A 24,339-nucleotide genomic window follows, 5' to 3' on the forward strand; every position below is an offset into this window, starting at 1 on the left:
ACCTGACTATTGCTTCAAATCGCGAAAGCATTGTCAATTCGATAAAAGGCAGGTCTCCTGACTTGTAACATTTTTACCATCCTTCCCATTCGGTTAAACGAACAGTGGATCTTATTTCAGATAAAAACTTTTTGTGTTACTTACAGTTGCGCGACAGTTCGTGATTTACACACGATTCCCTATTAATCTACAGTTAAGTAAAACCCTTATCGGTTGATGAAGAAATAAATTAAGAACTTAAATTCGGTACAAAAGTATTACAAAAAAGCTAAAGTTTAAATTGTTAAATGTACTGATTTGTTATTTTAATCGATTTTAGGCTTTTTCTTTTCGATTGAAAGAGGATGTCTTTTTGAATGTAAGTTGGTGCTTTTTCCTTTGAAATACTGTTCTCAGGCTGAAAATAATTCTCTATTTTTACTTCATAAAAAAATTGAACAGATGTTTTTAGTAATTAGCAGAAACGTTTTTTCATATTGACTATTTAATGTATTACTTATCTAAAACACTATTTTTCCCTCCTGTTTCCGAAGCTGATTCTGATGGAATTCTTGCTGTTGGAGGGGATTTGTCACCCGAGCGTTTGCAACTAGCTTATAAAAGCGGTATTTTTCCTTGGTTTGAAGAAGATGATCCGATACTTTGGTGGTCTCCTAATCCCAGAATGGTATTGTTCCTGGATGAATTGATTGTTTCGAAAAGTATGCGGAACATTCTAAATCGCAATATTTTTAAAGTGACCTTCAACCAGAATTTCAGGGATGTTATTTCGAATTGTCAAAACATAAAACGTGACGGTCAAAATGGAACTTGGATTACCAATGATATGATTGAGGCTTATTGCAAATTACATGAATTGGGTACAGCCAAATCAGTTGAAGTTTGGCAGGATGATGAATTGGTTGGTGGATTATATGGGATAGATTTGGGTCATATTTTTTGTGGCGAAAGTATGTTTTCTAAAGTTTCGAATGCTTCCAAAGTGGCTTTTATCGCTTTGGTCAAGCAGTTAAAAGCAGCCAATTATAAACTATTGGACTGTCAGGTCTATAATCCGCATCTCGAAAGTTTGGGCTGTAGAGAAATTGACAGGGAAGATTTTATGAAGATATTGAGTGAATAATATTCAGCTTTCAGTCGCGGTTTTTCAGTCTGAAAACTATTGATAAATCAAAAATATCCGTAGCTGATTTTACTTTTAACTGTGACTGGAAACGGAATGCTTTTCTTAAAATTTCAACTTTCTAAAACTCCAGTCCAATGTATTAAAAAGTATCAGTTCATTTTCTAATGAAGGTAAATCCAGTATCAATTTCATAGTTTCATGCGCCATCATAGAACCAATAATTCCTGGTAGTGTTCCCAGAACGCCGTTTAAGTTGCAATTAGGAACGTCTTTTGGATTTGGTGGTTCCGGAAACAAATCTCGTAGATTTTTAGTTCCATTATGGTTGAAAACTGCCAGCTGTCCCTCAAATTTCAAAATACTGCCGTAAATCAATGATTTTCCCAAGGTCACACAAGTATCATTTACCAAATAACGGGTGGCAAAATTGTCTGAACCGTCTACAATCACATCAAAATTTCGGATGATCTGCAATGCGTTTTCAGCCGTTAATTTTTCTTCAAAAGCAATTATTGTAATCAATGGATTCAGTGTTTCTAAAACCGATTTCGCCGTACTTGCTTTGGCTTGGCCAACTTGATTTTCAGTATATAAAATTTGACGGTGTAAGTTGTGTAATTCAATTTTGTCAAAGTCGACAATTCCAATAGTTCCGATTCCGGCTGTCGCTAGGTACTGTAAAATGGGGCAGCCTAAACCACCAGCGCCAATGACTAAAACTTTTGCTTTTTTGATTTTTTCCTGACCCAAATCACCTATTTCGGGTAACATCATCTGACGGTTGTAACGCAAGAAATCCTGAATAATACTCATGTTTTTTGTTGTCTAAAAATTAATCAATAGTTGTGTAACTTCTGTCCCAGTCCTTCCAAACGGCTTCGTATCCTTTGCTTGAAATAATGGCTGCAATCTCAGAAGCGGAACGCTCATCACTGATTTCAAATTGTTCTAGGGATTGTGGATCAACCACATATCCGCCTGGATTGGTCTTGGAACCGGCACTCATACTGGTAATTCCCAACGGGATAATGTTGTCTCGGAATTTTTCATTCTCTCGGGTGGACATCGAAATTTCCAAATCTTCATTCCACAAACGATAGGCGCAGATGAGTTGTGCCAAGTCTTTGTCATCCATAATGAAGTTTGGTTTAATTACCCCTTCTGCAGGGCGCAACCTTGGAAAAGAGACGGTATATTTTGTTTGCCAATAGGTTTTCTGTAAGTAATCTAAATGTAAGGCATTGAAAAAACTGTCGGTACGCCAATCTTCTAATCCTAGTAACACACCTAAACCAATTTTATGAATTCCTGCTGTTCCAACTCGATCCGGTGTTTCTAATCGAAAATCGAAATTGGATTTTTTGCCTTTGGTATGGTATTTTTTGTATACATCGCGATGATAGGTTTCCTGATACACCAAAACGGAATAGACACCTGCCGAGTGCAATAGCTCGTATTCTTCCGTCGAGAGGGGTTGCACTTCAACCGAAATAGTCGAAAAATTATTTTTTATTTGAGCGATAGCTTTTAAAAAATAATGAATATTCACGCTGTAATTGGCTTCACCTGTTACTAATAAAACATGATCGTAGCCCGCTTTTTTCAGGGCTTCGACTTCTAATGTGATTTCGCTTTCGGTCAGTGTTTTTCGTTTGATTTTATTGTCTAAACTAAAACCGCAGTAGGTGCATATGTTCTGGCATTCGTTACTTAGATACAAAGGCGCATACATCTGGATAGTTTTGCCAAATCGTTTTTTGGTTAATTCATTGCTTATTTGGGCCATTTGCTCTAAATAGGGTTGGGCAGCCGGCGAAATCAATGTCAAAAAATCATCAAGATTGCGTTTGGTTTTTGCTAATGCATATTCAACTTCTTGTGCTGAAGTCTGGTATATTTTGGATTGAATGGTATCCCAGTCGTATTGTTCGAAAATTGATTTAAATGTGCTCATTTTTTTATTTTTTTAACCGCAAGGTTCGCAAAGGTTTACGCAAGATTCGCGAAGTTTGATTTTAGTGTTTTGGCGCAAAAGCCACAAAGCTTTGCGAACTTTGCGCGTTCTTTATGTTTTTGGCGGTTAAGTAAGCTATTCATACAAAAATGCCGTCAATGGGCTTGAAGCTACAGCTTGTTTGTATTGTTGTCCTAGTTTTGCTTCAAATGCTTTTCGCCCTGCAATTACAGCTTCCTTAAATGCTTCAGCCATCAATTTTGGATTTCCTGCAACAGCAATGGCGGTATTGACTAAAACAGCATCAGCTCCGAGTTCCATCGCTTTTGCGGCATCGGAAGGGGAACCAATTCCAGCGTCAATAATTACCGGAACTTTACTTTGCTCAATAATGATTTCCAGGAAATCTATGGTTTTTAATCCTTTGTTACTGCCAATTGGAGAACCCAAAGGCATCACTGCCGATGTTCCAGCGTCTTCCAAACGTTTGCATAAAACAGGGTCGGCATGGATATAAGGCAAAACGATAAATCCCAACTTAGCCAGTTCTTCGGTGGCTTTTAAGGTTTCTATAGCATCCGGCATCAGGTATTTTGGATCAGGATGAATTTCGAGTTTAAGCCAATTGGTTTGTAATGCTTCTCGCGCTAATTGAGCTGCAAAAATCGCTTCTTTGGCATTTCGTGCTCCAGAAGTATTAGGTAATAAATTAATTTTCGGATGTTGAAGATGTGATAAAATAGCATCGGTTTCGGTTTCTAAATCTACCCGTTTTAGTGCAACAGTAACTAATTCGCTTTCCGATGCTAAAATAGCTTCTTCCATTTGCTGGTTGGAACCAAATTTTCCTGTTCCTAAAAATAAGCGGGAACCAAAGGTTTTGTCTCCTATTTTAAACAATGACGTTGCCATATAATTTTTCGTTAAGTTGTGTGATGAGTTTGTTTTTTTGGTTGCTTTTGGTAATGATACCTGAAACAGCAATGCCATGAATGCCTGTTTCCATTAGTGCATCTACATCTTCTAATGTAATTCCTCCAATGGCATAAATAGGTGTTTCAATTTGCGAATGCTTCATTTGCGTTATGATGGAATGGTAACTTTCAAGCCCAAGTATTGGACTTAATTTTTTTTTGGTTTCTGTATGTTGAAATGGTCCCAGGCCGATATAATCGCATCCATTGGTTGTTTGATGGATGATATCTTCAAAAGTATTTGCTGTAGCTCCTATGATTTTGGTTTTGCCTAAAATTGCTCGTGCTTCAGCAACACTCATATCCGAAAGTCCCAAATGAACTCCGTCAGCTACAATTTGTTGTGCCAAATGCACGTCGTCATTGATGATGAAATTGGCAAGATATTCTTCGCATAAAAATTTTACGGCTTCCGCCAAAACAAATATCTTTTTAGGTTTTTGATTCTTGAATCGCATTTGTATCCAATCGCATCCATTGTCCAGCGCTTGGTGGATATTGAACAATTGTTCTTCGACGCTGTCTCCTTGAGATATATATTGTAGTTTATTATTCATGATGAAATCCTAGTTTTGTCTGATTGGTTAATAAGTAATTTTCGGTGTATGTTTTAGCATTTGAACATGCTGTTTTAAGGTCTTGTCCTAATGCGAGACTTGCGGTTATGGCAGAAGATAATACACAACCTGATCCATGTTTTTCGAAAACCGAAGTTTGGTTTGGGTCGAGCCGTAGGATGGATTTTTCTGTAAATAAATGATCTACGCCAGGTTCCTCCGGATTGTGGCCACCCTTAAGTAAAACGGAACAATAGTTTGATAATTCTTGAGCAATTGAATGATGATTTTTTTCTGTTGAAGAGAATTGTAAAATCTCATTGTAATTGGGCGTAATTAAATCAATGGATTGTAGAGTTTCTATCAAAAGTGATTGATTGTTGATGTTTATAAAATCAAATTTGGTTGAAGATTTTAAAACCGTATCCCAGACAATTTTTGTCTTTGGAGAAAGTTTTTTTACCGTGAAAATTATTTCTTTCAAATAATCTAATGATGGTACAATTCCAATTTTTACGGCTTTGATAGTATAGTTTGTAAACAATTGATTCAATGATTTCAAAACAAAAGGTAGGTCCGTCCAATGCATTTCGAAGAACTCGTTTTCGGTTTGAATAGTGTTTCCAGTATTAACAGCAAAACCATAGGCGCAGTGTTGCTCGAATGTCTTCACATCTGCCAAAACGCCTGCGCCTCCTGTTGGATCGAAACCGGCAATGCTTATTACGAAGGGTCGATTTTGCGACATAGTTTGAAGTTTTCTATGGGGTTGTTGGTATTCCAAATGGCGCCTAAAAGAGCTACATCATCAAAACCGGTTTTTAATGCATGGACTGTGTTTTTTGAATCCATTCCGCCTAAAGCTATGAGTTGGGTCGTATAATTGGTTCTCTTCTTGATGTCTTCGAGCAAATTTGTTTTTGAGGAATAATTTTCCTTAGATATACTTGGATAAACTGGACTCAAAAAAGCATAGCCAAAAGCATTGTCCAAAGCATCAAAATCTTCAATAGTATGAACGGACGTCGATAAATGAAGCCCTTTTTTAACCATTTTTTGAAGTGCCTTTTTTGTTGGTCTGGTTAGTTTTGCTACTGGATTTAGAATTGCTATTCTTTCTTTTTCTGTAAAATGAATACGATTAATTCTAAATTCGTCTGCTAAGTGATGATGACTATGTAAAACCAAATTTTGTCTAAAATCCGATTTTATTTCCGATAAGAAAGCTTTCATTTCTGCTGATGAGAAAGCAGGTTTCCGAATATGAAGCAACCCCAATCCATTCTCAAAAAGAGAATGAATGGTGTCGATTTCATTTATTATCGGAATTGGATTTGTGATTACAATCATTTTAGATGTAAATTTCTTTTCCACTTTCTACAAATTCTTCTGATTTGGCTGCCATGCCTTTCTCCGCTTCTGCGACGTCACGAATTTCCTGAGAGATTTTCATCGAACAGAATTTCGGTCCGCACATCGAACAGAAGTGGGCTACTTTCGCACCGTCTGCCGGAAGTGTTTCATCGTGAAATTCTCGAGCTGTATCCGGGTCTAATGATAAATTGAATTGGTCTTCCCAACGGAATTCGAATCGGGCTTTGCTTAAGGCGTTATCGCGGTATTGAGCGCCTGGATGTCCTTTGGCAAGGTCGGCAGCATGTGCCGATATCTTATAGGTGATAACGCCATCTTTTACATCTTTTTTGTTAGGCAATCCCAAGTGTTCTTTTGGAGTCACATAGCACAACATGGCACAACCGTACCAGCCAATCATTGCAGCACCAATCGCGGAAGTGATGTGATCATAACCTGGAGCAATATCTGTTGTTAATGGTCCTAAAGTATAAAATGGGGCTTCATCACAATGTTCTAATTGTTTTTCCATGTTTTCTTTAATCATGTGCATTGGAACGTGACCGGGTCCTTCAATGAATACCTGAACGTCGTGTTTCCATGCAATTTTTGTTAGCTCACCCAGTGTTTCTAATTCGGCAAATTGAGCGGCATCATTTGCATCAGCAATCGAGCCAGGGCGTAGGCCATCGCCTAGTGAAAAAGCGACATCATATTGTTTCATGATTTCGCAAATTTCCTCAAAATGGGTGTACAGGAAATTTTCTTTGTGGTGAAACAAACACCATTTTGCCATAATGGAACCGCCACGGGAAACTATTCCGGTAACACGTTCGGCGGTCAAATGAATGTATCGCAATAAAACACCTGCATGAATGGTAAAGTATGATACACCTTGTTCGGCCTGTTCAATTAAGGTGTCACGATATACTTCCCAGGTTAAATTTTCGGCAATACCATTTACTTTTTCCAGGGCCTGGTAAATAGGTACAGTTCCAATTGGCACAGGAGAATTTCTAATGATCCATTCTCTGGTTTCATGAATGTTCTTTCCGGTGGATAAATCCATTATCGTATCTGCGCCCCAACGACAGGCCCATACTGCTTTTTCAACTTCTTCCTCGATGCTTGAGGTTACGGCACTATTACCGATGTTGGCATTGATTTTTACCAAGAAGTTACGTCCTACGATCATCGGTTCGCTTTCGGGATGGTTGATGTTGTTTGGGATAATCGCTCGGCCAGAGGCAACTTCGCTACGTACAAACTCAGGGGTTATTTTGGATTTGGGTGTGTTGGCTCCAAAACTGTTTCCTGGATGTTGGCATTGCATGGCTTTGGTTTGCTCGTTCAGTTGTTCGATGCGTTGGTTTTCACGAATGGCAATATATTCCATTTCGGGAGTGATGATTCCTTGTTTTGCGTAGTACAATTGGGACACATTGGCTCCTTTTTTGGCGCGCATGGGTTTATGAAGATATTCAAAACGCAAGTGATTCAGTTTTTCGTCGTTTAGACGTTCTTTGCCATAGTCAGAAGTGATTTCCGTTAATTCTTCAACATCACTTCGATCCAGAATCCATTGTTCACGAAGGCGTGGCAATCCTTTGCGGATATCAATTTCGATATTTGGGTCCGTGTAAGGACCTGAAGTATCATAAACGGTTATGGGTGGGTTTTTTTCTATTCGTCCATTGCTTAGTTTAGTGTCGTGTAATGCAATTTCACGCATGGCTACTTTTATGGGATGAATTTCTCCTTCTACATAGATTTTCGTGGAGTTTGGAAAGGGAGTTCTGGATATTTTTTCTTCCTGATTCATGTTTTTGTTGGTTTTGTCTGTGGCAGATGAAACTGCCGGGGTTGATTTTTATAATGAATGTTGTTGATAGTCGTGACTGCTAGGGATAGAAGTGCAAAGCCCGTAAAGTGGAAAACCAAGTAAAACAAGGAGTAGTGAAGCGACCGTAAGCAAGCTTTGACTAAGACTATGTTTTATGGGTTTGCAACTGCGGACTTGAAACAGATAGCCCGCTGGAGCAGCTCAATTAACCGCCTTGTGTTGCGGAAATAATTAAGATGTCGTCAGTTTCTTTGATAGTATGGGAATTCCAAAGAGATTTTGGAATAACAGTATTGTTGATGGCTAGGGCAATTCCGTTTTGTTTAGCTGGAATTTCCAAGTCAAGTAGTTCCTGAACAGTAAGACTGTCAGTTGTAAAATGTTTCGTTTGATTGTTGATTTTAAGCTCCATTCCTTATAAAATTTAATTTATTATAAAGATTCACTGCGGTGAATCTCTACTTTAGGAATGGCTACAACAGCACATGAAAGTGCGCGGAAGTCATCTTACTTTTCCCTACGCTAGTATGAACTAGATCAGGTTCAGAGGGTAAAATCTCAGCCTACAAAATTGTAGACACCCCTAAAGTGTGAAGCAAATGTAAGTAAAAAAGTTTAATAGTTTAAAAGTTTAAAGTTTAATAGTTTAGACTTTTAAAGGTTTTTTGTTGGATTTTTGTGAACTGAATACTGCGACTGAAAGCTTGTTACTGATTACTTTTTTTCCAGCAATCTTCTACGTGATCGTTAACCATCCCGGTGGCCTGCATGTGAGCATAGACTACGGTTGATCCCACGAACTTGAAGCCTCGTTTTTTTAAATCTTTGCTGATGGCGTCTGAAAGTGGAGTTGTGGCAGGAACTTCTTTTAAAGTCTTTGGGTTGTTTATAATTGGTTTTCCTTCTGTAAAATGCCAAATATAGTCGCTGAAACTTCCAAATTCTTCCTGTATTTTCATAAAAGCTATGGCATTCGAAACAGCTGCCCTAATCTTTAGTTGGTTTCGAATGATTCCGGAATCCAGAAGTAGTTCCTGAATTTTGTCTTCGGGATAGAGTGCTATTTTTTTATAGTCAAAATCATCAAAAGCAAGTCTGAAATTTTCGCGTTTTCGTAGAATGGTAATCCAGCTGAGACCAGCCTGAAAGGTTTCCAGGATTAAAAATTCAAATAGTTTTTGGTCTTCATAAACGGGTACACCCCATTCTTCATCATGGTATTTTTGATATAAAGGATCTGTTCCGCACCAAGCGCATCGTGTAAGTTCTGTTTTCATTATTTTCTAATTTCCCAATGGTAGCCTTTTACTGAAGGGATGTATGCAGAACCATTTTTTAAGATTAAGTTGTTGTAGATTTTATTGTTGTATTTGATGCCTATTGCATCTCCTGAAGTATACATGTTATTGTCGCGAAATTCTACCTTTAATGTAGCGTCTTCAAATTCTGCATCAGATACCTTTTCAACCATCCAGGTTGATTTCCATTTGAAGGCAAGTTCGTTTTCGGAAACTTTAACAATGCTTTTAATTAGTTTAACTCCCTCTTCAGGCATATTGTATTCTTTAATGAGCTGTTCATTAGTAATTGTTTGCCCCACTTTAGATTTAGTCAAGAGTTTTTTAAAATTCAAGAAAGTTATGTCATATTTGATTTCTGGCTTTTTTGCTGGGCTAGTATTTAATATTATGGCTTTACCAGTAACTTGTGGTTCTTTATTAATGATAACGTTATTCTTTTTGATTTTTGGCTTGCTGTTTTTTGTTTGTTTAATCTCGGAAACGGTATTGGTAGTAATGGTTTCTGATTTTGGGGTATTGCTTTTAACTGGAATTGAGCGATTAGTTTTAACAACAGTTGCCTGACTGGTCTTTGTGCCTGTGTCAGTTTCTTTTTCATTGTTTTTTCCGCAGGTTGTAAAAAGAAGTAATATGGTAATTATAATAATAGTTTTGTAATGTTTCATGTTTGTTCAGAGAGAGTTAGTATTTATTAGTCGTTCGTTGAATTAGCTGATTAAAACTAATTTGAGTTTGCTAAAAAAAACAATATTCTTCGTTTCACTTGAAAATTACAATAACTTTTTTAAAACTGCAATAGTATTGATTTATCTTTTTTATTCTTCGAGATATTTTTTTATCAGATGATGTCCCAAATAAATTAATGGGGTTAGTAAGATGGCAACTCCTAATTTAAAAGTATAACCTGTTAGTGCAGAACTGATAAAAGTATCAAAGTTGATTTTTCCGGGTAACCAAAAAGCAATTCCCAAAACTATGAAGGAGTCAAATAATTGCGAAATAATTGTCGATCCGGTTGTTCTGAGCCAAATTTTGGTATCACCTGTTCGGTTTTTAAAAAACCAAAATACCGTGACATCTATTAGCTGGGAAACCAAAAATGCGGTAATACTTCCAACGATAATCCACATGCTTTGTCCAAAAACGGCGAAAAACTGGTCGTCGCTAACTGGACTGATTCCTTTTGCTGCGGGAATGTTGATGGCTAATAATAATATCAAAAAGGAGTAAGCGATTAGGGCTGCAGTGATAAAGGATAATTTCCTGACTCCTTTTTCGCCAAAATATTCATTGATTAAGTCGGTTGTAAGAAAAACGATGGGCCAGGGTATGATTCCCATGCTCATAACGAAAGGTCCCATTTGAATTAATTTTCCGCCAATGAGTTCAGCGACAATAGCATTAGAAATAAATATGCCCGCGAGGATTACAAAGACTAACTCTTTCTTGGTTTTAAACATACGAAAATGATTATTTTTCAAATTTAGTATTTTAAATTGAGATACGGGTTTTTTAGAAAATTGAACAGTTGTTAATTGTTTATAAAGAAAAATCCCATTCGTCGAAACGAATGGGACTTTATATTTGGTTTAGAAAAGCTCTAAAGTAAATAGAGATTTCTAGAAACATGTTTAGAATGGATTATCCTAAAGTAACTCTTTTGAAACCTGTAATTTCAACATTGAATCCTTTAACGTAATCGCCGACTTTTTTACTGTCATCTTTGATGAAGTTTTGATCTAATAAGGCTTTCTCTTGATCTAAAGTAGTGTTGTCAGAGATGAAACGTTGAACTTTTCCTGGAATAATTTTATCCCAAATTTGTTCTGGCTTACCTTCCGCTTTTAATTCAGCTTTAGCATCTTCTTCAGCTTGTTTGATAACTTCTTCAGTTAATTGAGAGAAGGAAATATATTTAGGAACATTTTTTAAAGTTTTTCCTAAACGTTTTGCCTCTTCATTTTCTTTTTCGATTATAGCAATACGAGCAGCAAGTTCAGAAGCAACGAAAGATGGGTCAAAATCTTTGTAAGATAATGTATCAGCTCCCATAGAAGCAACTTGCATAGAGATGTCTTTAGTTAAAACGTCAGCATTAGCAATTGGCGCAGAAATTGCAGTTAATGCAGCAATTTTGTTAACGTGAACATAAGATCCAACAAAAGCACCTTCTAAAATTTCAAAACCACCGATTTCGATTTTTTCACCAATAACTCCAGTTTGCTCGATTAATTTTTCAGCAACAGTAATTCCGTTGAAATCTGAAGCTAAGAATTCTTCTTTAGAAGAGAAATTGATAGCTCTTTCTACTAATTCTTTAGCTAAAGTTACGAAAGCCTCATTTTTACCTACGAAATCAGTTTCGCAGTTTAAAGTAATGATAGCTCCTTTAGTTTTGTCTGCATTGATAAAAGAAACAGCAGCTCCTTCAGAAGACTCACGGTCAGAACGGTTAGCAGCAACTTTTTGTCCTTTTTCTCTAAGGTTCTGAATAGCTTTATCGAAATCTCCTTCAGCTTCAATTAAAGCTTTTTTACAGTCCATCATTCCGGCACCTGTAGTTTGTCTTAATTTATTTACGTCTGCAGCCGTTATAGTTATAGTTGACATAATGTTTTTTTATTTAAGGTTAAAAGTAAAAATTCCAATCTCTAAATCCTAAATTCCAATTTTAATAAATTATCAACTTGTTGTTTCTAATTTTTTATGGAATTTGGAATTTAAAATTTGGAATTTTAAAATTTGATTTATTCTTCAGTTGCAGGAGCTACTTCAGCTTCAGCAGCAGGAGCTGCTTCAATAGGAGCTTCAGTTTCTTTTTCAGATCCTCTATCAGAAAGACCTTCAACGATTGCAGCAGTAACTAAAGTTAAAATTTTATCGATTGATTTAGAAGCATCATCATTTGCAGGAATAACGTATTCAACCTCTCTTGGGTCAGAATTTGTGTCAACCATTGCGAAAACTGGAATGTTTAATTTTTGAGCTTCTTTTATTGCGATGTGTTCTGCTTTGATATCAACTACGAACAATGCTGCAGGAAGTCTAGACATGTCTGCGATTGAACCTAAGTTTTTCTCTAATTTAGCACGAAGACGATCAACTTGTAAACGCTCTTTTTTAGAAAGAGTCATGAATGTACCATCTTTCTTCATTTTATCAATAGTAGCCATTTTTTTAACAGCTTTACGGATAGTTACGAAGTTAGTTAGCATTCCACCAGGCCATCTTTCAGTGATGTAAGGCATGTTTGCAGCTTTTGCTTTATCAGCAACGATGTCTTTTGCTTGTTTTTTGGTAGCAACGAATAATATTTTTCTACCTGATGCAGCGATTTTTTTCAAAGCTTCATTAGCTTCTTCAATTTTTGCTGCAGTTTTATATAGGTTGATAATGTGAATACCATTACGCTCCATATATATGTAAGGAGCCATGTTTGGATCCCATTTTCTAGTCATGTGTCCGAAGTGAACACCTGCTTCTAGTAATTCTTTTACTTCTACTTTGTTTGCCATTTTTGTACTAGTTTACGTTCTGTTGATTAGCAATGTGTTTTGGTTTTAAGCTTTAAGCAATATGCTTTAGGCTCGAAACTTCCGACTTTAAGACTTTCGACTTTAAGACTTTCAACCCATTTAGATGCTAAACTATTTCCTACCTCAGTAGGAGAGCAACAACAACTGTGATTTTAAATTCAATAATAAATGAACGATGTCTTGTCCCATTTGAACAAGACAGGTAATATTAACGTTTAGAGAATTGGAATCTCTTACGAGCTTTCTTCTGACCGAATTTTTTACGTTCAACCATTCTTGGATCTCTTGTTAATAAACCTTCTGGTTTTAAGATAGCTCTGTTTTCAGCATTTACTTCACACATAACACGTGCTAATGCCATTCTTACAGCTTCTGCTTGACCAGTTGAACCACCTCCGTAAACGTTTACTTTTACGTCAAAATTGTTAGCGTTCTCTGTCATAGACATTGGTTGTAACACTTTGTACTGTAAAGTTGCAGTTGGAAAGTAAGTTGCGAATTCTTTTTTGTTTACAGTGATTACTCCTGTTCCTTCAGAAACATAAACACGTGCAACAGCGGTTTTTCTTCTACCGATTTTGTGAATAACTCCCATTACTTAAGATCGTTTAGGTTAACAGTTCTAGGTTTTTGAGCTCCTTGTTTGTGCTCTGGTCCTACAACAACATTTAAATTTCTAAAAAGCTCAGCTCCTAATTTGTTTTTAGGTAACATCCCTTTAATCGCTTTTTCTACTAATAATGCAGGGTTTTTTGCTTGCAATACTTTAGCAGATAAAGTTCTTTGACCTCCTGGGTAACCAGTGTGACGGATGTATGTTTTTTCATCCAATTTGTTACCTGTAAGGTTGATTTTTTCTGAGTTGATAACAATTACGTTATCTCCACAGTCCACGTGCGGTGTGTAACTTGGCTTGTACTTACCTCTTAAAATCATAGCGACTTTTGAAGCAAGACGACCTAAGTTATGACCGTCAGCATCTACAACAATCCATTCTTTTGTAGAATTGGCTTTTGTTGCCGAAATAGTCTTGTAGCTTAATGCGTTCACAATAATATATTTTAATTAAACATTCCATACCCAATAAAGGGGTTGCAAAAGTACAATTAATTATTTTAAATACAAATACCTTAAAAGATTATTTTTTTTATGTTTCTGAGCTGATTATCAAATGTATATTTGGTTAAAATAGGATTACCTCTCTTTTTGAATTGCAGTTACTTTAAGTTTTGCACTATTTGTTTTACTTTTGCAATCAAATTATTTGTATATTACACACTTTTCTGTATCAAAATGGCGTTACAAATGAATATTTTTCATGTATAGCGTAAAATCAAGAAATTTTTTTTATCTTTTCTACGTTTTTCTACGACCATAAAAAGACAATAAATACCAACTTATGAAAGCTAAAGCAACTCTTAAACAAATTGCAAAAGAACTTAATGTTTCCGTTTCCACTGTTTCAAAAGCACTTAATGACAGTCCTGAAATCAGTGAACAAACCAAAATAAAAATCAAGGAATACGCTAAACTTAAAAATTACAAACCTAATATAATAGGTCTGAACCTTAAAAATCGAAAAACTAAGACGATTGGTGTAATCATTCCTAATATTCTTAATTCTTTTTTTGCAAAAGTATTTAGTGGTATAGAAAAAGTTGCTGATTCAAAAGGATATAATGTGATTACCTGTATTTCTAATGAATCTTTGGAAAAGGAGATCAATACAATGGAGATGCTGAGTAACGGTACCATTGATGGTTTTATTTTGTCTATTTCAGAAGAAGCTCAAAAAGAACATGAATACAATCACTTTAAAGACATCATAAACGACGGTACACCAATTGTGATGTTTGACAGGATTGCCGATGATGTAGAATGCGACAAGGTAGTGGTGGATGATTTTGATTCGGCTCTAAATGCTACGCAACATTTGATAGATTTAGGATGTAAAAATATTGCCCTGGTTTCGTCTGTGGATAATTTGAGTGTGGGTAAATTAAGAGCAGATGGGTATTTAAAAGCTTTGGAAATTAATAAAATCCCTGTAAATGAAAATATAATTCTCAGAACCGATTCTGAAGATGACTTAAAGGAAAAAATTGAGTACATTTTGGATCATAACAAAGTAGACGGAATTTTTGCGTTAGAAGAAAATGATTCTGTTGCTGCGCTAAGAATTGGGTTGAAAAAGGGATATAGAATACCGGAAGATATTTCTATTATTGGTTTTGCTGATGGAATTCTTGCATCAAGAAGATTGTCTCCGAGTTTAACCACCGTTAGTCAACACGGTATTGAAATTGGTGAAGAAGCTGCCAAACTTCTTATTGACAGATTAGAACATAAAGAGGAGAATAAGCCTTATGAAACTATTGTGATAAAAACAATATTGAAAGAACGAGAGTCTACTCGAAAGTTATAGAAACAAAAAAATCCATTCAGTTTTGAATGGATTTTTTTTGTAAAAATTATTACGTCTTCTTTTTTCCATCCCCCTATTTCATGTTGAATCTTTAAGTAGTATAGCATAGCAGTTGCTGCAGAAGCAATTTATTTCTTTACAAACGATTGCAAAGAATTAATTGTTGCTGCGCTATAAAGTCTGCCAATAGGTAAAACCTTGTTTTTAATAGTGACTGATCGGCTATTGAATTGGCTGACTTTTTTTAAGGTTATTAAGAACGATCGATGGATTCTGCAAAAGAAACCTTCGGGTAATTTCTCGATCATCTCACTGATGGACTGGTGTGTTTTAAAACTGTCGGTTCCGGTATGGATGATCAGATAGTTGCCTTGTGATTCAAAATAGTCAATTTCGTCCAGATACAATTTGAGTGTTTTTCTTTCGCACTTGACAAATATAAAAGGACGTTCGGTTTCTGCTAGCGTCAATTGTTCAAATTCCTGATTTGTTTTCTGAATTTTGCAGTATTTATGTATCGCTTTTGAAAAGCGTTCCAACGAAATGGGCTTCAGTAAATAATCAATCGCTTCTAATTCGAATCCTTCTACGGCATGTTGCGGATTAGCAGTCGTAAAAATGATTCCGATATCCTTCGGTAACGATTTTGCAAATTCAATTCCCGATTTTCCGGGTAAATTAATGTCCAAAAAGAGCAAATCTATTTTTTGGGTTTTCAAAAGGTTCAAAGCATTGTTTGTACTCATGAATTTTCCTTTTAAATCTAAAAAATCAAATTTAGCAATATGCATTTCCAGTAATATGGATGCCGGAAGTTCATCTTCTATAATGATACAATTGATTCTAGTGGGTGTCATTTATTTTTATTTTTAAGGAAACGAAAAACGAATCTTCTTCATTTTTGATAGTCAAAATATGTCGATCTGGGTAGAGTAATTCCAATCTTCTTTTTACATTATTGATTCCGACTCCGCTGTATGTGTTTTCAATTTCAGTATTTTTAATAAAATCAGGCGGTAAACTATTTTCAATTTTAATCACCAGCCATTCTTCAGAGGCAGTAATAGAAATGGTAATCCATGCTTGTGAATTGGCGTCATCTAAACAATATTTAAAACTGTTTTCAATAAATGGAAGGATCAAGAAAGGCTCGATAACCTGATTTTCCATAATTCCATTGGTACTGAAGCTAAGTTCGAGTCGGTTGTCAAATCGTAATTGTTGTAACGAAATGTAGTTTTTTAGATATTCAATTTCTTTTTCCAAAGGAATGTATTTGGTGTTTACCTCATAAACTGAATACCGAAGAAAATCTGAAATTTTAAGAACAATGTCCGCAGAATCATCTGATTTACTTAGGATTTTAGAGTACAAACTATTGAGTACATTAAATAAAAAATGAGGATGAAACTGATTTCGTAATGAAAATAATTCGGCTTGCAGCTTCTCGGACAGAATCGATTGCACTCTGTTTTTTTCTTCAGCAAGGTAATAGACAAGTTTTATCGCCAAAGGGATAGTGACAACAAATTGTAATTTAATCACATTATACAGGTAAACTGGAGCCGATAACAAGGGTTCACTTTTCCATTCGGTTAAATAGTAAGCAATAATAATGTAGTTGTCAATTAACCGCTGAATGAAGGCGAAGAAAAGGATTGAAAACAGGCAGGTAAGAATGAAAAGCCACTTATTTTTCTTCTTGAAGAATAAACGAGGCATAGCTACTTCAACAATTAGTAAAACAAATAATATTTTGGGAAGTACACTATAACATTCATTGGATAGTGCTCTCCAAAAATCGGCTGTTGGTAAACCTTGAATTAAACTGAACAACAAGATGTATCCCAACCAATAGCATACATACATTTTTATTTTTTGGGATGTAGTTCCGGAATACATAGTTGAATTATTCATTGCCAAATTCTCTTTTCTGAAATGTAAAGCTAAGTGTTTTGTTTTATAATCAAAATCGATCTGGTACAGAAAACACTTTTTCTGATTTAGATGACATCAGAGTTCAAATGGTTGTTTACAATACAAATCAGGTTGTTTAAATAAGTGACTTTCTGATAATCGAAAAGTGAAATATCTTTCGCAAACTATTTAAAACTTAAATAACTACTATGAAAAAATCAGCTTTAATTTTAATGCTATTATTTGGTTTTTCTTTGGCAACGCAAGCCAAAAATACCGAAGTATATCCCACAAACTGGTGGACAGGTATGAAGACTAATTCAATCCAATTACTGATTCGAAGTACCGATGATTCTTTTACAACGGATAAAGTTAGTATTAACTACCCAGGAATAACTGTAGTCGGCACTCATTCATTTCCAAATAAAAAATATATAGCAGTGGACATTGTCATTGCGTCAGAGGCAGTAGCCGGAGATGTGATTATCGAACTGAATCAAAAAGGAGGAAAGCAAAAAATAAAATGGCCCCTGTATAATCGTAGATCGGGTAACGGAACCCAATATGCTCAAGGAGTGACTTCAAGTGATTTTATCGATTTAATTATGGTGGATCGTTTCAGTAATGGCGATGCGACAAATGATCAGGTGAAAGGAATGAGAGATCAATCCCTTAACAGAAAAGAGATGTATGATCGCCATGGAGGTGATTTGCAGGGTGTAATCAATAATCTGGATTATATTCAAGGACTTGGTGTTACCACATTATGGTTTACACCAATCATGGAAAATGATATGGAGAAAAGAACAGAACACGGATATGCCATTACGAATCATTATAAAATTGATAAGAGATATGGAGGAGACGCTTTTTACGAGAAGTTGAGTGATCAATTACATAAAAGAGGTATGAAGCTTATTTTTGATGCCGTTTACAATCATATTGGCTCTTTTCATTTTTTAGAATTGGATCCACCTGCGAATGATTGGGTACATCGTTGGCCGACATATACCCAAACCAATTACAGAGAGATTCCTTTGTTTGACCCTTACGGCACAAAATCGGATAAAAAGCGAATGAGTGATGGTTGGTTTGATAAGATAATGCCAGACATCAATCAAGACAATCCATTTATGGCTAATTTTATTATTCAAAATTGTATCTGGCATATTGAAAAGTTTGGTATTGACGGAGTTCGTCTGGATACCTATACCTATAATGATTTGGATTTTGCGAATCGATGCAATAAAGCCATTATGGATGAATTCCCAAAGATTACCATTTTTGGTGAAATCATGGTTCATGGTGTGGCCAATCAGGCGTATTTTGAACAAAACAATATGGATGCTAGTTTCAAAAGTAACTTGCCATCAGTGGTAGATTTTCAAAGCTTGTATTACGGAATTATTCCTGCTTTGACAGAGCCTTTTGGGTGGAAAGAAGGGGTTAACAGGTTGTATTATACGTTAAGCAGTGATTTTTTAAGTAAGAACCCGATGCAAAAAGTATTGCTGTTAGACAATCATGACGAGCCACGTTTTTTCTCATTAGTAGGGGAGAATGTCGAAAAGCAAAAAATGGGATTTCAATGGCTGTTGACCTGTAGAGGGATTCCGCAACTGTATTATGGTTCAGAAGTTTTAATGAAAGGATTCAAAGCTCCTGATGGACTGGTTCGCGCCGATTTTCCTGGTGGCTGGAAAGAAGATGCTAAAAATGCATTTACCGGAAAAGGAATGACAGACGATGAAAAATCTACACAGGATTTAGTTCGCAAACTGGCCAATTTCAGAAAAAATGCTTCGGCACTTAAAACGGGAAAAATGATGCATTATGTTCCTGTTGATGGTTTGTATGTTTATTTCAGATACGATGAAAACCAAACCATAATGTGTGTTATGAATACTAGTAATTCGGAAAAAGAAATTGACTTTCAAAAGTATGATGAAAGAACAGCTGGTTTTACTGCTGCGAAAAATATTATTTCTCAGGAAGAATTGAGTACTTTGAATAAAACAACAATTCCGGCTATGAAAATGTGGGTGTTGGAGCTGAAAAAATAGTTAATTTGTTTTAAAAATAAAATAGTATGAAAGGACCATATTTAGTAATAGTATTAATGATTTTTTTAGCGCTCAATAGTTCTACTGTTTTTGGACAACACGAAAAAAAGTCTACTGTCAGTACATTTGAAAATCGTGTCTTTAAAGGTGAAAAATATAAACCTTTAGGAGGACTGAAATGGGTTTTCAAAACAGGCGGTAAAATTTTTTCCTCACCAATCGTAAATGACGGAACGGTGTATATAGGAAGTGAGGATGGGAATCTTTATGCTATTGATGAAAAGACAGGTAAAACAAATTGGAAATTTAAAACCGGAGGAGCAGTTCACAGTTCTCCGGCTATTTTCAAAAACATGGTTTACATAGGTAGTTTTGATGGTTATTATTATGCCATTGATACAAAAACAGGTCATTTGAAATGGAAATTTAAGACGGGAGGAGAGCAATGGTCTGGCGAGATAAGTTTTTTAGGAATGAAACCCGTTGACAGGTATATGGAGGATTTATGGGATTTCTTTTTGTCCTCTCCAGTTATAAATCCTGATAAACAAAATCCAAGCGTTTTCTTTGGGAGCAGCGATGGAAATGTATATGCACTCAATGCAAATACGGGTCAGTTAAAATGGAAGTTTGAAGCAAAAGGATCGATTCACTGTAGTCCAGTTCTTTATGAAAACACATTGTATATTGGCAGTTGGGATGCTAATTTATATGCCATAAATATGGAAACCGGAAAGGTGCGTTGGCAATTTGAAACTGGAAAGCAGACTGGTTTCAAAGGCATTCAATCTACTGTTGCGGTTGCCAATGGTTTGGTTTATTTTGGAGCCCGCGATCCATTTTTATTTGCGTTGAATGCTGAGACCGGAAAACTGGTGTGGAAGTATGATGCTGCTTATTCCTGGATAATCAGTTCGCCGGTTGTAGCGAATAATGTAGTGTATGTGGGGACTTCGGATACTTATGCGTTATTGGGTTTGGACGCAAAAACAGGAAAAGAATTGTTTAAGTTTAAAGCTAATGGTTATGTATATTCTTCCCCTGCTATAGTTGGTGAAACTGCTTACTTTGGAGATTTTACGGGTAATTTTTTTGCTGTAAACACGAAATCTCCGGATAAGGAATGGAACAGCTTTGCTACAGAAAACAGAAAAGCGTTTGCTTCAGAAGTATTAAATAATAATCTTCTTGACTTTTCTTATGCTGCCAAAGGAGCAGATGTTTCCATGTATGACATCAATAAAACGGTAATGGATCAGTTTTACAAATTGGGTCCCATCGTTTCTTCTCCTTTTATAGCCAATAATACTGTTTATTTTGGAAGTGCCGACGGTAATTGTTATGCCATTGAATTGCAGAATAAAAAATAATTAAACACATCAGATTACAAATAAATTAGACACTAATAAAATTGTATGACTATTAAGCAAATACGGTTTTTGCTGGTATTCTTATTCTCTTTTTGTTTTTGTTCAGGGCAAGATATGCCTAAAAATGAAAAGAGAGTTTATACCACAAAATCATTAGAAAGCCTTGAAGCACCCATAATTGATGGTGTTTTATCAGATACAAGTTGGGATATTGTAGAATGGCAGACTGATTTTATTGAAAACCTCCCCGATGAAAACACTCCGCCCACAGAGCAAACCAAGTTTAAAGTGATGTATGATTCAAAGTATTTGTATGTTGCTTTCAAATGTTATGATATTGAGCCCGATAAAATTGTGAAAAGACTCTCCAGAAGAGATGGTTTTGATGGTGATTTTGTGGAAGTCAATATCGATAGTTATCATGATAAGCGAACCGGATTTTCATTTACCATATCGGCATCGGGAGTAAAAAGTGACGAATTTATTGCTGATAACGGTAATAATTGGGATGCGAGTTGGAATCCAATTTGGTATGTAAAAACCAATGTGGATACCGAGGGGTGGACAGCCGAAATGAAAATACCGTTGAGTCAATTGAAGTTTAGTGCCAGTGAGGATCAGGTTTGGGGTTTTCAGGCAACACGCCGATATTTTCGAAAACAAGAACGTTCCATTTGGCAACGCATTCCTGCTGACGCACCGGGCTGGGTAAGTGAGTTTGGAGAATTGCGGGGTTTAATTCATTTGAAACCTCAAAAACAGCTCGAAATTCAACCGTATGCTTTAACGCAGGTGGATGTCTATGAAAAAGAAGAGGGGAATCCCTTTCGAGAAGGAAAAGAACTTCATTTAAAAGCTGGGCTTGACGCCAAAATTGGAATCACAAATGATTTGACTCTGGATTTAACCATTAATCCTGATTTTGGTCAGGTGGAAGCCGATCCGGCCGTGATAGCCTTGGATGGATTTCAGGTATTTCTTCAGGAGAAACGCCCATTTTTTATTGAGAATAAAAACATTTTCGATTATAATTTTGGAAATAATGAAGACAATCTTTTTTATTCAAGACGCATTGGTAGAAGTCCACAAGGGATTATTTCGACTCAAAAAGAGGAGTTTGTCAAGCGTCCGCAAAATTCTACTATTTTGGGAGCAGCAAAGTTTAGTGGAAAAACAAAGAACGGTTGGTCTTTAGGTATATTGGAAAGTGTTACCGCAAATGAATTTGTCGAAATTGATAATGGTTCAGAATCGCGGAAAGTCTTGGTAGAACCGCTTACCAATTATGTAGTGGGTCGTGCCCAAAAAGATTTTAACGACAGAAATAGTTTTCTGGGAGCTATTGTAACCGCAACCAATAGAAATACAGATGAACCACAATTTACTTTTTTAAGAGAATCAGCTTATTCTGGCGGTTTCGATTTTAAACACAATTGGAAAGACAGAAAATATTTTGTCACTGGGAATGTTGTGGCAAGTCATGTTTCGGGGTCCAAAGAATCCATTTCAAATACTCAAAAAGAAATAACCCATTTGTTTCAACGGGTCGATGCTGATTATGTTTCGGTAGATAGTGACCGAACATCATTGACGGGAACAGGAGGAAAGTTGGAAGCGGGGAAAGTTTCTGATGGGCATTGGCGATACAAAGCGAGTGTTACTTGGCGTTCACCAGAATTAGAGCTCAATGATATTGGGTTTCTTCGTCAGGCGGATGAAATCAAACAGACTGTATATGTAAGTTATCAATCTTTAAAGCCTTTTGGTGTTTTTAGAAGCGGAATGGTGCGTTTTGAACCATTTACGACTTATGATTTTGGAGGTTTTCATAACAGAACGTATTATGATCTTTTGGGAAGGGCAGAGTTCAAGAACTACTGGTGGGCCAATATCGGTTTTTCATACAAACCCAGAATTTATAACAATGCCTATTTACAAGGCGGGCCAAAATTCAGATTTTCGGAAGAGTTTGTGAGTTATAATGTTTTTGGTACCGACACGCGAAAAAAACTTCGTTTTGAAGCAGGTGTGTTTTTTGCACAAGGAAAGAACAATTCGTTTTCATATACAGAGTTCAATCCGAGTTTTACCTATCAGCCTACAAACGCATTGTCAATTTCTGTCAATCCCAATTATAATAGCAATAAAAGTAAAACACAATACGTTACCCAATCTGCTTTTGAAGGGGGGACACGTTATATTACATCAAATTTAGATCAACAAACAGTTAGCGCGTCGCTACGTTTGAATTATAATATTAATCCAAATTTCACCATTCAGTATTATGGACAGCCGTTTGCTTCAACAGGGAAATATTCGGCATTTAATTATGTTACCAATCCGAGAGCATCTTATTTTGGAAACCGAATAGCTTTGTATACTAACGATCAAATCTCTTATGACAGTAATAGCAATGTTTATAGTGTAGATGAAAACCAAAACGGTGTAACTGATTATTCTTTTCTAAATCCTGATTTTTCATTTGTTCAATTTCGTTCCAATTTGGTTCTTCGCTGGGAATATATACCGGGTTCCGAAATCTATTTGGTCTGGTCACAAGGAACTAACGGTTCAGGAAATCCTGTAGACGATTTGTTCGTTAATCTGGACGCCCAAATTTTAGGTAAGCAGCCACAAAATACATTCATATTAAAAGCAACTTATAGATTTTTGTTGTAAGTGAATACTGCTGGTGATTTATAAATTTTAAAAGTAATGTTATGTTTAGAAAAACGATTCAATTTCTTGCAATGCTCATCCCGCTCTGCTTGTTTTCGCAAACGGACACTATAGAAAGGTCAGTCCAATATTTGTCGAATAATAAAATGTCGCCTCAGGAATATATTGTTTCTAAGTTTGTGACAAAAGACATAGTTCTTTTGTCCGAAGAACATAGGGTTAAGGAAAATCTCGAATTGGTGAAAAGTTTAATTCCTGATTTGTATAAAAAGGGTGTTTATACAATAGGAATGGAATTTGGCGCAAGCGAAAATCAAAAGACGCTGGATTCTTTGATTCTCGCACCAGAATACAATGAAGATGTAGCCCGAAAATTGATGTTCAATTACAATTCAGGTTGGGTTTTTAAGGGATATACGGATGTATATAAAGCAGCTTGGTCATTTAATAAGTCACTTCCAAAATTAGCAAAGAAATTCCGTGTTCTGAATTTAAGTTACCGATACAATTGGTCTTCTTTTTCAGGGTACCGAACTCCTGAAAAAATGAAAAAAGTGTTCTATAAAGGAAATACAGAAGCCTATCGATTTGGGATTGTTGAGAATGAAATTATGGCAAAAGGAGAAAAGATTTTGATTCTTACGGGAGATATTCATGCCTTTACAAGATATAGATTTCCAGTATATGATTTCTTGGGAAAAGATTTTATAAGATTAGAAAACGGGTATTTCGGAAATCTTTTGTATGATAAATATCCTCAAAAAGTGTATTCGATTTTGTTGCATAAACCTTTTATGAATCGTCCTGATACAAAACCCGAATTAGTTTCACCTGCAAATGGTACAATAGAAACGATAATGCAAAAACTGAATAATGAGCCGTTGGGGTTTGATTTAATTAATACGCCTTTAGGTAAGTTGCGAGACGATAGTTATTATTCTTTAGGATATGAAAATTTTGTCTTAGCCGATTTTTACGATGGGTATGTCTTTTTAAAACCTATAAAAAAACTTTCAGGTTGTGACATTGACACTGCTTTTCTTACTGAAAAGAATTGGGAACAAGCGAAAGAAAATGTTACGGATCCGGATTGGAGACCCAGACCCAGAAGTTTAGAGGAATATTGGAAGCAAATCTTGGAATATGCTGATGTTCCAAAAAAATACGCAGAAGTAGATAAATACTAGAGTTGTTGTTAGTTTAAATTTAAAAAATCCGCCAAAAAACAATTGCTTTTGGCG

At 35.9% G+C, this 24,339-nt stretch carries 23 protein-coding genes and 2 riboswitches; of the genes, 6 read left to right on the forward strand and 17 right to left on the reverse strand.

All coding sequences use genetic code 11. The annotated features are described in order from the left end of the window. Positions 1-30: 30 nt before the first annotated feature. A riboswitch (cobalamin riboswitch) is annotated at positions 31-223 on the reverse strand. 264 nt (positions 224-487) lie between these two features. Beyond that, positions 488-1,123, forward strand: a complete 636-nt coding sequence (gene aat, locus ABEB23_RS13985) for a leucyl/phenylalanyl-tRNA--protein transferase (RefSeq protein WP_348813230.1) — start codon at positions 488-490, stop codon at positions 1,121-1,123. Positions 1,124-1,228: 105 nt separating this feature from the next. On the opposite strand, the gene ABEB23_RS13990 is transcribed toward aat, so the two are convergent. From ABEB23_RS13990 to rplM, 15 genes are all read right to left on the reverse strand, one after another. Next, positions 1,229-1,939 (reverse strand): HesA/MoeB/ThiF family protein, encoded by a 711-nt coding sequence (locus ABEB23_RS13990; RefSeq protein ID WP_348813231.1) that lies wholly within the window; start codon positions 1,937-1,939, stop codon positions 1,229-1,231. A gap of 19 nt (positions 1,940-1,958) precedes the next feature. Continuing rightward, positions 1,959-3,080 carry a 2-iminoacetate synthase ThiH gene (gene thiH / locus ABEB23_RS13995; protein WP_348813232.1) on the reverse strand — a complete coding sequence of 374 codons (1,122 nt, stop codon included), beginning with the start codon at positions 3,078-3,080 and terminating at the stop codon, positions 1,959-1,961. A gap of 135 nt (positions 3,081-3,215) precedes the next feature. After that, the gene (locus ABEB23_RS14000; RefSeq protein ID WP_348813233.1) at positions 3,216-3,992 is read right to left on the reverse strand and encodes a thiazole synthase; all 777 of its coding nucleotides are present in this window, start codon (positions 3,990-3,992) and stop codon (positions 3,216-3,218) included. Further along, positions 3,973-4,611: a thiamine phosphate synthase gene (locus tag ABEB23_RS14005; RefSeq protein WP_348813234.1), complete on the reverse strand. Its 639-nt coding sequence runs from the start codon at positions 4,609-4,611 to the stop codon at positions 3,973-3,975. The genes ABEB23_RS14000 and ABEB23_RS14005 overlap by 20 nt, the downstream gene beginning before the upstream one ends. Further along, positions 4,604-5,359: a hydroxymethylpyrimidine/phosphomethylpyrimidine kinase gene (locus ABEB23_RS14010; RefSeq protein WP_348813235.1), complete on the reverse strand. Its 756-nt coding sequence runs from the start codon at positions 5,357-5,359 to the stop codon at positions 4,604-4,606. Before ABEB23_RS14010 ends, ABEB23_RS14005 begins: the two co-directional genes overlap by 8 nt. Next, positions 5,335-5,961, reverse strand: coding sequence for a thiamine phosphate synthase (locus tag ABEB23_RS14015; protein ID WP_348813236.1), 627 nt, complete (start codon positions 5,959-5,961; stop codon positions 5,335-5,337). The genes ABEB23_RS14010 and ABEB23_RS14015 overlap by 25 nt, the downstream gene beginning before the upstream one ends. A 1-nt stretch (position 5,962) precedes the next feature. After that, a complete protein-coding gene (thiC, locus tag ABEB23_RS14020; protein WP_348813237.1) occupies positions 5,963-7,786 on the reverse strand; it encodes a phosphomethylpyrimidine synthase ThiC in 1,824 nt (607 codons plus the stop codon). A gap of 226 nt (positions 7,787-8,012) precedes the next feature. Further along, a complete protein-coding gene (gene thiS / locus ABEB23_RS14025; RefSeq protein ID WP_348813238.1) occupies positions 8,013-8,219 on the reverse strand; it encodes a sulfur carrier protein ThiS in 207 nt (68 codons plus the stop codon). 85 nt (positions 8,220-8,304) lie between these two features. Further along, a riboswitch (TPP riboswitch) is annotated at positions 8,305-8,402 on the reverse strand. Between the two features lie 112 nt (positions 8,403-8,514). Continuing rightward, on the reverse strand, positions 8,515-9,084 hold the full coding sequence (locus tag ABEB23_RS14030) for a DNA-3-methyladenine glycosylase I (RefSeq protein WP_348813239.1): 570 nt from the start codon (positions 9,082-9,084) through the stop codon (positions 8,515-8,517). Continuing rightward, positions 9,084-9,773, reverse strand: a complete 690-nt coding sequence (locus ABEB23_RS14035; protein ID WP_348813240.1) for a hypothetical protein — start codon at positions 9,771-9,773, stop codon at positions 9,084-9,086. Before ABEB23_RS14035 ends, ABEB23_RS14030 begins: the two co-directional genes overlap by 1 nt. A gap of 150 nt (positions 9,774-9,923) precedes the next feature. After that, the gene (locus tag ABEB23_RS14040) at positions 9,924-10,568 is read right to left on the reverse strand and encodes a queuosine precursor transporter (protein ID WP_348813468.1); all 645 of its coding nucleotides are present in this window, start codon (positions 10,566-10,568) and stop codon (positions 9,924-9,926) included. 181 nt (positions 10,569-10,749) lie between these two features. Further along, complete coding sequence (tsf, locus tag ABEB23_RS14045) at positions 10,750-11,718, reverse strand: translation elongation factor Ts (protein WP_348813241.1); 969 nt, start codon at positions 11,716-11,718, stop codon at positions 10,750-10,752. A 137-nt stretch (positions 11,719-11,855) separates the two neighbouring features. Then, positions 11,856-12,623: a 30S ribosomal protein S2 gene (gene rpsB / locus ABEB23_RS14050; RefSeq protein WP_348813242.1), complete on the reverse strand. Its 768-nt coding sequence runs from the start codon at positions 12,621-12,623 to the stop codon at positions 11,856-11,858. A gap of 229 nt (positions 12,624-12,852) precedes the next feature. Continuing rightward, positions 12,853-13,239, reverse strand: a complete 387-nt coding sequence (rpsI, locus tag ABEB23_RS14055; protein WP_229317674.1) for a 30S ribosomal protein S9 — start codon at positions 13,237-13,239, stop codon at positions 12,853-12,855. Further along, entirely contained in the window at positions 13,239-13,694 is a 456-nt protein-coding gene (rplM, locus tag ABEB23_RS14060) for a 50S ribosomal protein L13 (RefSeq protein WP_348813243.1), read from the reverse strand. Before rplM ends, rpsI begins: the two co-directional genes overlap by 1 nt. Before the next feature lie 349 nt (positions 13,695-14,043). Between rplM and ABEB23_RS14065 the strand changes: the two genes are divergently transcribed. Continuing rightward, entirely contained in the window at positions 14,044-15,069 is a 1,026-nt protein-coding gene (locus tag ABEB23_RS14065) for a LacI family DNA-binding transcriptional regulator (protein ID WP_348813244.1), read from the forward strand. A 128-nt stretch (positions 15,070-15,197) separates the two neighbouring features. Here ABEB23_RS14065 and ABEB23_RS14070 read toward each other — a convergent pair whose 3' ends face one another. After that, complete coding sequence (locus ABEB23_RS14070) at positions 15,198-15,926, reverse strand: LytR/AlgR family response regulator transcription factor (protein WP_348813245.1); 729 nt, start codon at positions 15,924-15,926, stop codon at positions 15,198-15,200. Next, on the reverse strand, positions 15,913-16,986 hold the full coding sequence (locus tag ABEB23_RS14075) for a sensor histidine kinase (RefSeq protein ID WP_348813246.1): 1,074 nt from the start codon (positions 16,984-16,986) through the stop codon (positions 15,913-15,915). The genes ABEB23_RS14070 and ABEB23_RS14075 overlap by 14 nt, the downstream gene beginning before the upstream one ends. Positions 16,987-17,195: 209 nt before the next feature. Here ABEB23_RS14075 and ABEB23_RS14080 point away from each other — a divergent pair, with 209 nt between their 5' ends. The 4 genes from ABEB23_RS14080 to ABEB23_RS14095 are packed head-to-tail and all read left to right on the forward strand — an operon-like array spanning position 17,196 to position 24,285. Continuing rightward, positions 17,196-19,049, forward strand: coding sequence for an alpha-amylase family glycosyl hydrolase (locus ABEB23_RS14080; protein WP_348813247.1), 1,854 nt, complete (start codon positions 17,196-17,198; stop codon positions 19,047-19,049). Positions 19,050-19,075: 26 nt separating this feature from the next. Further along, a complete protein-coding gene (locus tag ABEB23_RS14085; protein WP_348813248.1) occupies positions 19,076-20,419 on the forward strand; it encodes a beta-alanine-activating enzyme beta-propeller domain-containing protein in 1,344 nt (447 codons plus the stop codon). Between the two features lie 45 nt (positions 20,420-20,464). Beyond that, positions 20,465-23,098: a DUF5916 domain-containing protein gene (locus ABEB23_RS14090; RefSeq protein ID WP_348813249.1), complete on the forward strand. Its 2,634-nt coding sequence runs from the start codon at positions 20,465-20,467 to the stop codon at positions 23,096-23,098. A 41-nt stretch (positions 23,099-23,139) separates the two neighbouring features. Beyond that, the gene (locus ABEB23_RS14095) at positions 23,140-24,285 is read left to right on the forward strand and encodes a hypothetical protein (RefSeq protein WP_348813250.1); all 1,146 of its coding nucleotides are present in this window, start codon (positions 23,140-23,142) and stop codon (positions 24,283-24,285) included. The last annotated feature ends 54 nt before the right edge of the window (positions 24,286-24,339 follow it).

The sequence above is a fragment of the Flavobacterium maritimum genome (genome assembly GCF_040049085.1).
GTDB classification, from domain to species: Bacteria; Bacteroidota; Bacteroidia; order Flavobacteriales; family Flavobacteriaceae; genus Flavobacterium; species Flavobacterium maritimum.

What these genes read in the sequence shown, in the direction of transcription:
- aat (WP_348813230.1), top strand. Translation starts at nt 488, where the DNA reads ATGTATTACTTATCTAAAACACTATTTTTCCCTCCTGTTTCCGAAGCT.
- ABEB23_RS13990 (WP_348813231.1), bottom strand. Translation starts at nt 1,939, where the DNA reads ATGAGTATTATTCAGGATTTCTTGCGTTACAACCGTCAGATGATGTTA.
- thiH (WP_348813232.1), bottom strand. Translation starts at nt 3,080, where the DNA reads ATGAGCACATTTAAATCAATTTTCGAACAATACGACTGGGATACCATT.
- ABEB23_RS14000 (WP_348813233.1), bottom strand. Translation starts at nt 3,992, where the DNA reads ATGGCAACGTCATTGTTTAAAATAGGAGACAAAACCTTTGGTTCCCGC.
- ABEB23_RS14005 (WP_348813234.1), bottom strand. Translation starts at nt 4,611, where the DNA reads ATGAATAATAAACTACAATATATATCTCAAGGAGACAGCGTCGAAGAA.
- ABEB23_RS14010 (WP_348813235.1), bottom strand. Translation starts at nt 5,359, where the DNA reads ATGTCGCAAAATCGACCCTTCGTAATAAGCATTGCCGGTTTCGATCCA.
- ABEB23_RS14015 (WP_348813236.1), bottom strand. Translation starts at nt 5,961, where the DNA reads ATGATTGTAATCACAAATCCAATTCCGATAATAAATGAAATCGACACC.
- thiC (WP_348813237.1), bottom strand. Translation starts at nt 7,786, where the DNA reads ATGAATCAGGAAGAAAAAATATCCAGAACTCCCTTTCCAAACTCCACG.
- thiS (WP_348813238.1), bottom strand. Translation starts at nt 8,219, where the DNA reads ATGGAGCTTAAAATCAACAATCAAACGAAACATTTTACAACTGACAGT.
- ABEB23_RS14030 (WP_348813239.1), bottom strand. Translation starts at nt 9,084, where the DNA reads ATGAAAACAGAACTTACACGATGCGCTTGGTGCGGAACAGATCCTTTA.
- ABEB23_RS14035 (WP_348813240.1), bottom strand. Translation starts at nt 9,773, where the DNA reads ATGAAACATTACAAAACTATTATTATAATTACCATATTACTTCTTTTT.
- ABEB23_RS14040 (WP_348813468.1), bottom strand. Translation starts at nt 10,568, where the DNA reads ATGTTTAAAACCAAGAAAGAGTTAGTCTTTGTAATCCTCGCGGGCATA.
- tsf (WP_348813241.1), bottom strand. Translation starts at nt 11,718, where the DNA reads ATGTCAACTATAACTATAACGGCTGCAGACGTAAATAAATTAAGACAA.
- rpsB (WP_348813242.1), bottom strand. Translation starts at nt 12,623, where the DNA reads ATGGCAAACAAAGTAGAAGTAAAAGAATTACTAGAAGCAGGTGTTCAC.
- rpsI (WP_229317674.1), bottom strand. Translation starts at nt 13,239, where the DNA reads ATGGGAGTTATTCACAAAATCGGTAGAAGAAAAACCGCTGTTGCACGT.
- ABEB23_RS14065 (WP_348813244.1), top strand. Translation starts at nt 14,044, where the DNA reads ATGAAAGCTAAAGCAACTCTTAAACAAATTGCAAAAGAACTTAATGTT.
- ABEB23_RS14070 (WP_348813245.1), bottom strand. Translation starts at nt 15,926, where the DNA reads ATGACACCCACTAGAATCAATTGTATCATTATAGAAGATGAACTTCCG.
- ABEB23_RS14075 (WP_348813246.1), bottom strand. Translation starts at nt 16,986, where the DNA reads ATGAATAATTCAACTATGTATTCCGGAACTACATCCCAAAAAATAAAA.
- ABEB23_RS14080 (WP_348813247.1), top strand. Translation starts at nt 17,196, where the DNA reads ATGAAAAAATCAGCTTTAATTTTAATGCTATTATTTGGTTTTTCTTTG.
- ABEB23_RS14085 (WP_348813248.1), top strand. Translation starts at nt 19,076, where the DNA reads ATGAAAGGACCATATTTAGTAATAGTATTAATGATTTTTTTAGCGCTC.
- ABEB23_RS14090 (WP_348813249.1), top strand. Translation starts at nt 20,465, where the DNA reads ATGACTATTAAGCAAATACGGTTTTTGCTGGTATTCTTATTCTCTTTT.
- ABEB23_RS14095 (WP_348813250.1), top strand. Translation starts at nt 23,140, where the DNA reads ATGTTTAGAAAAACGATTCAATTTCTTGCAATGCTCATCCCGCTCTGC.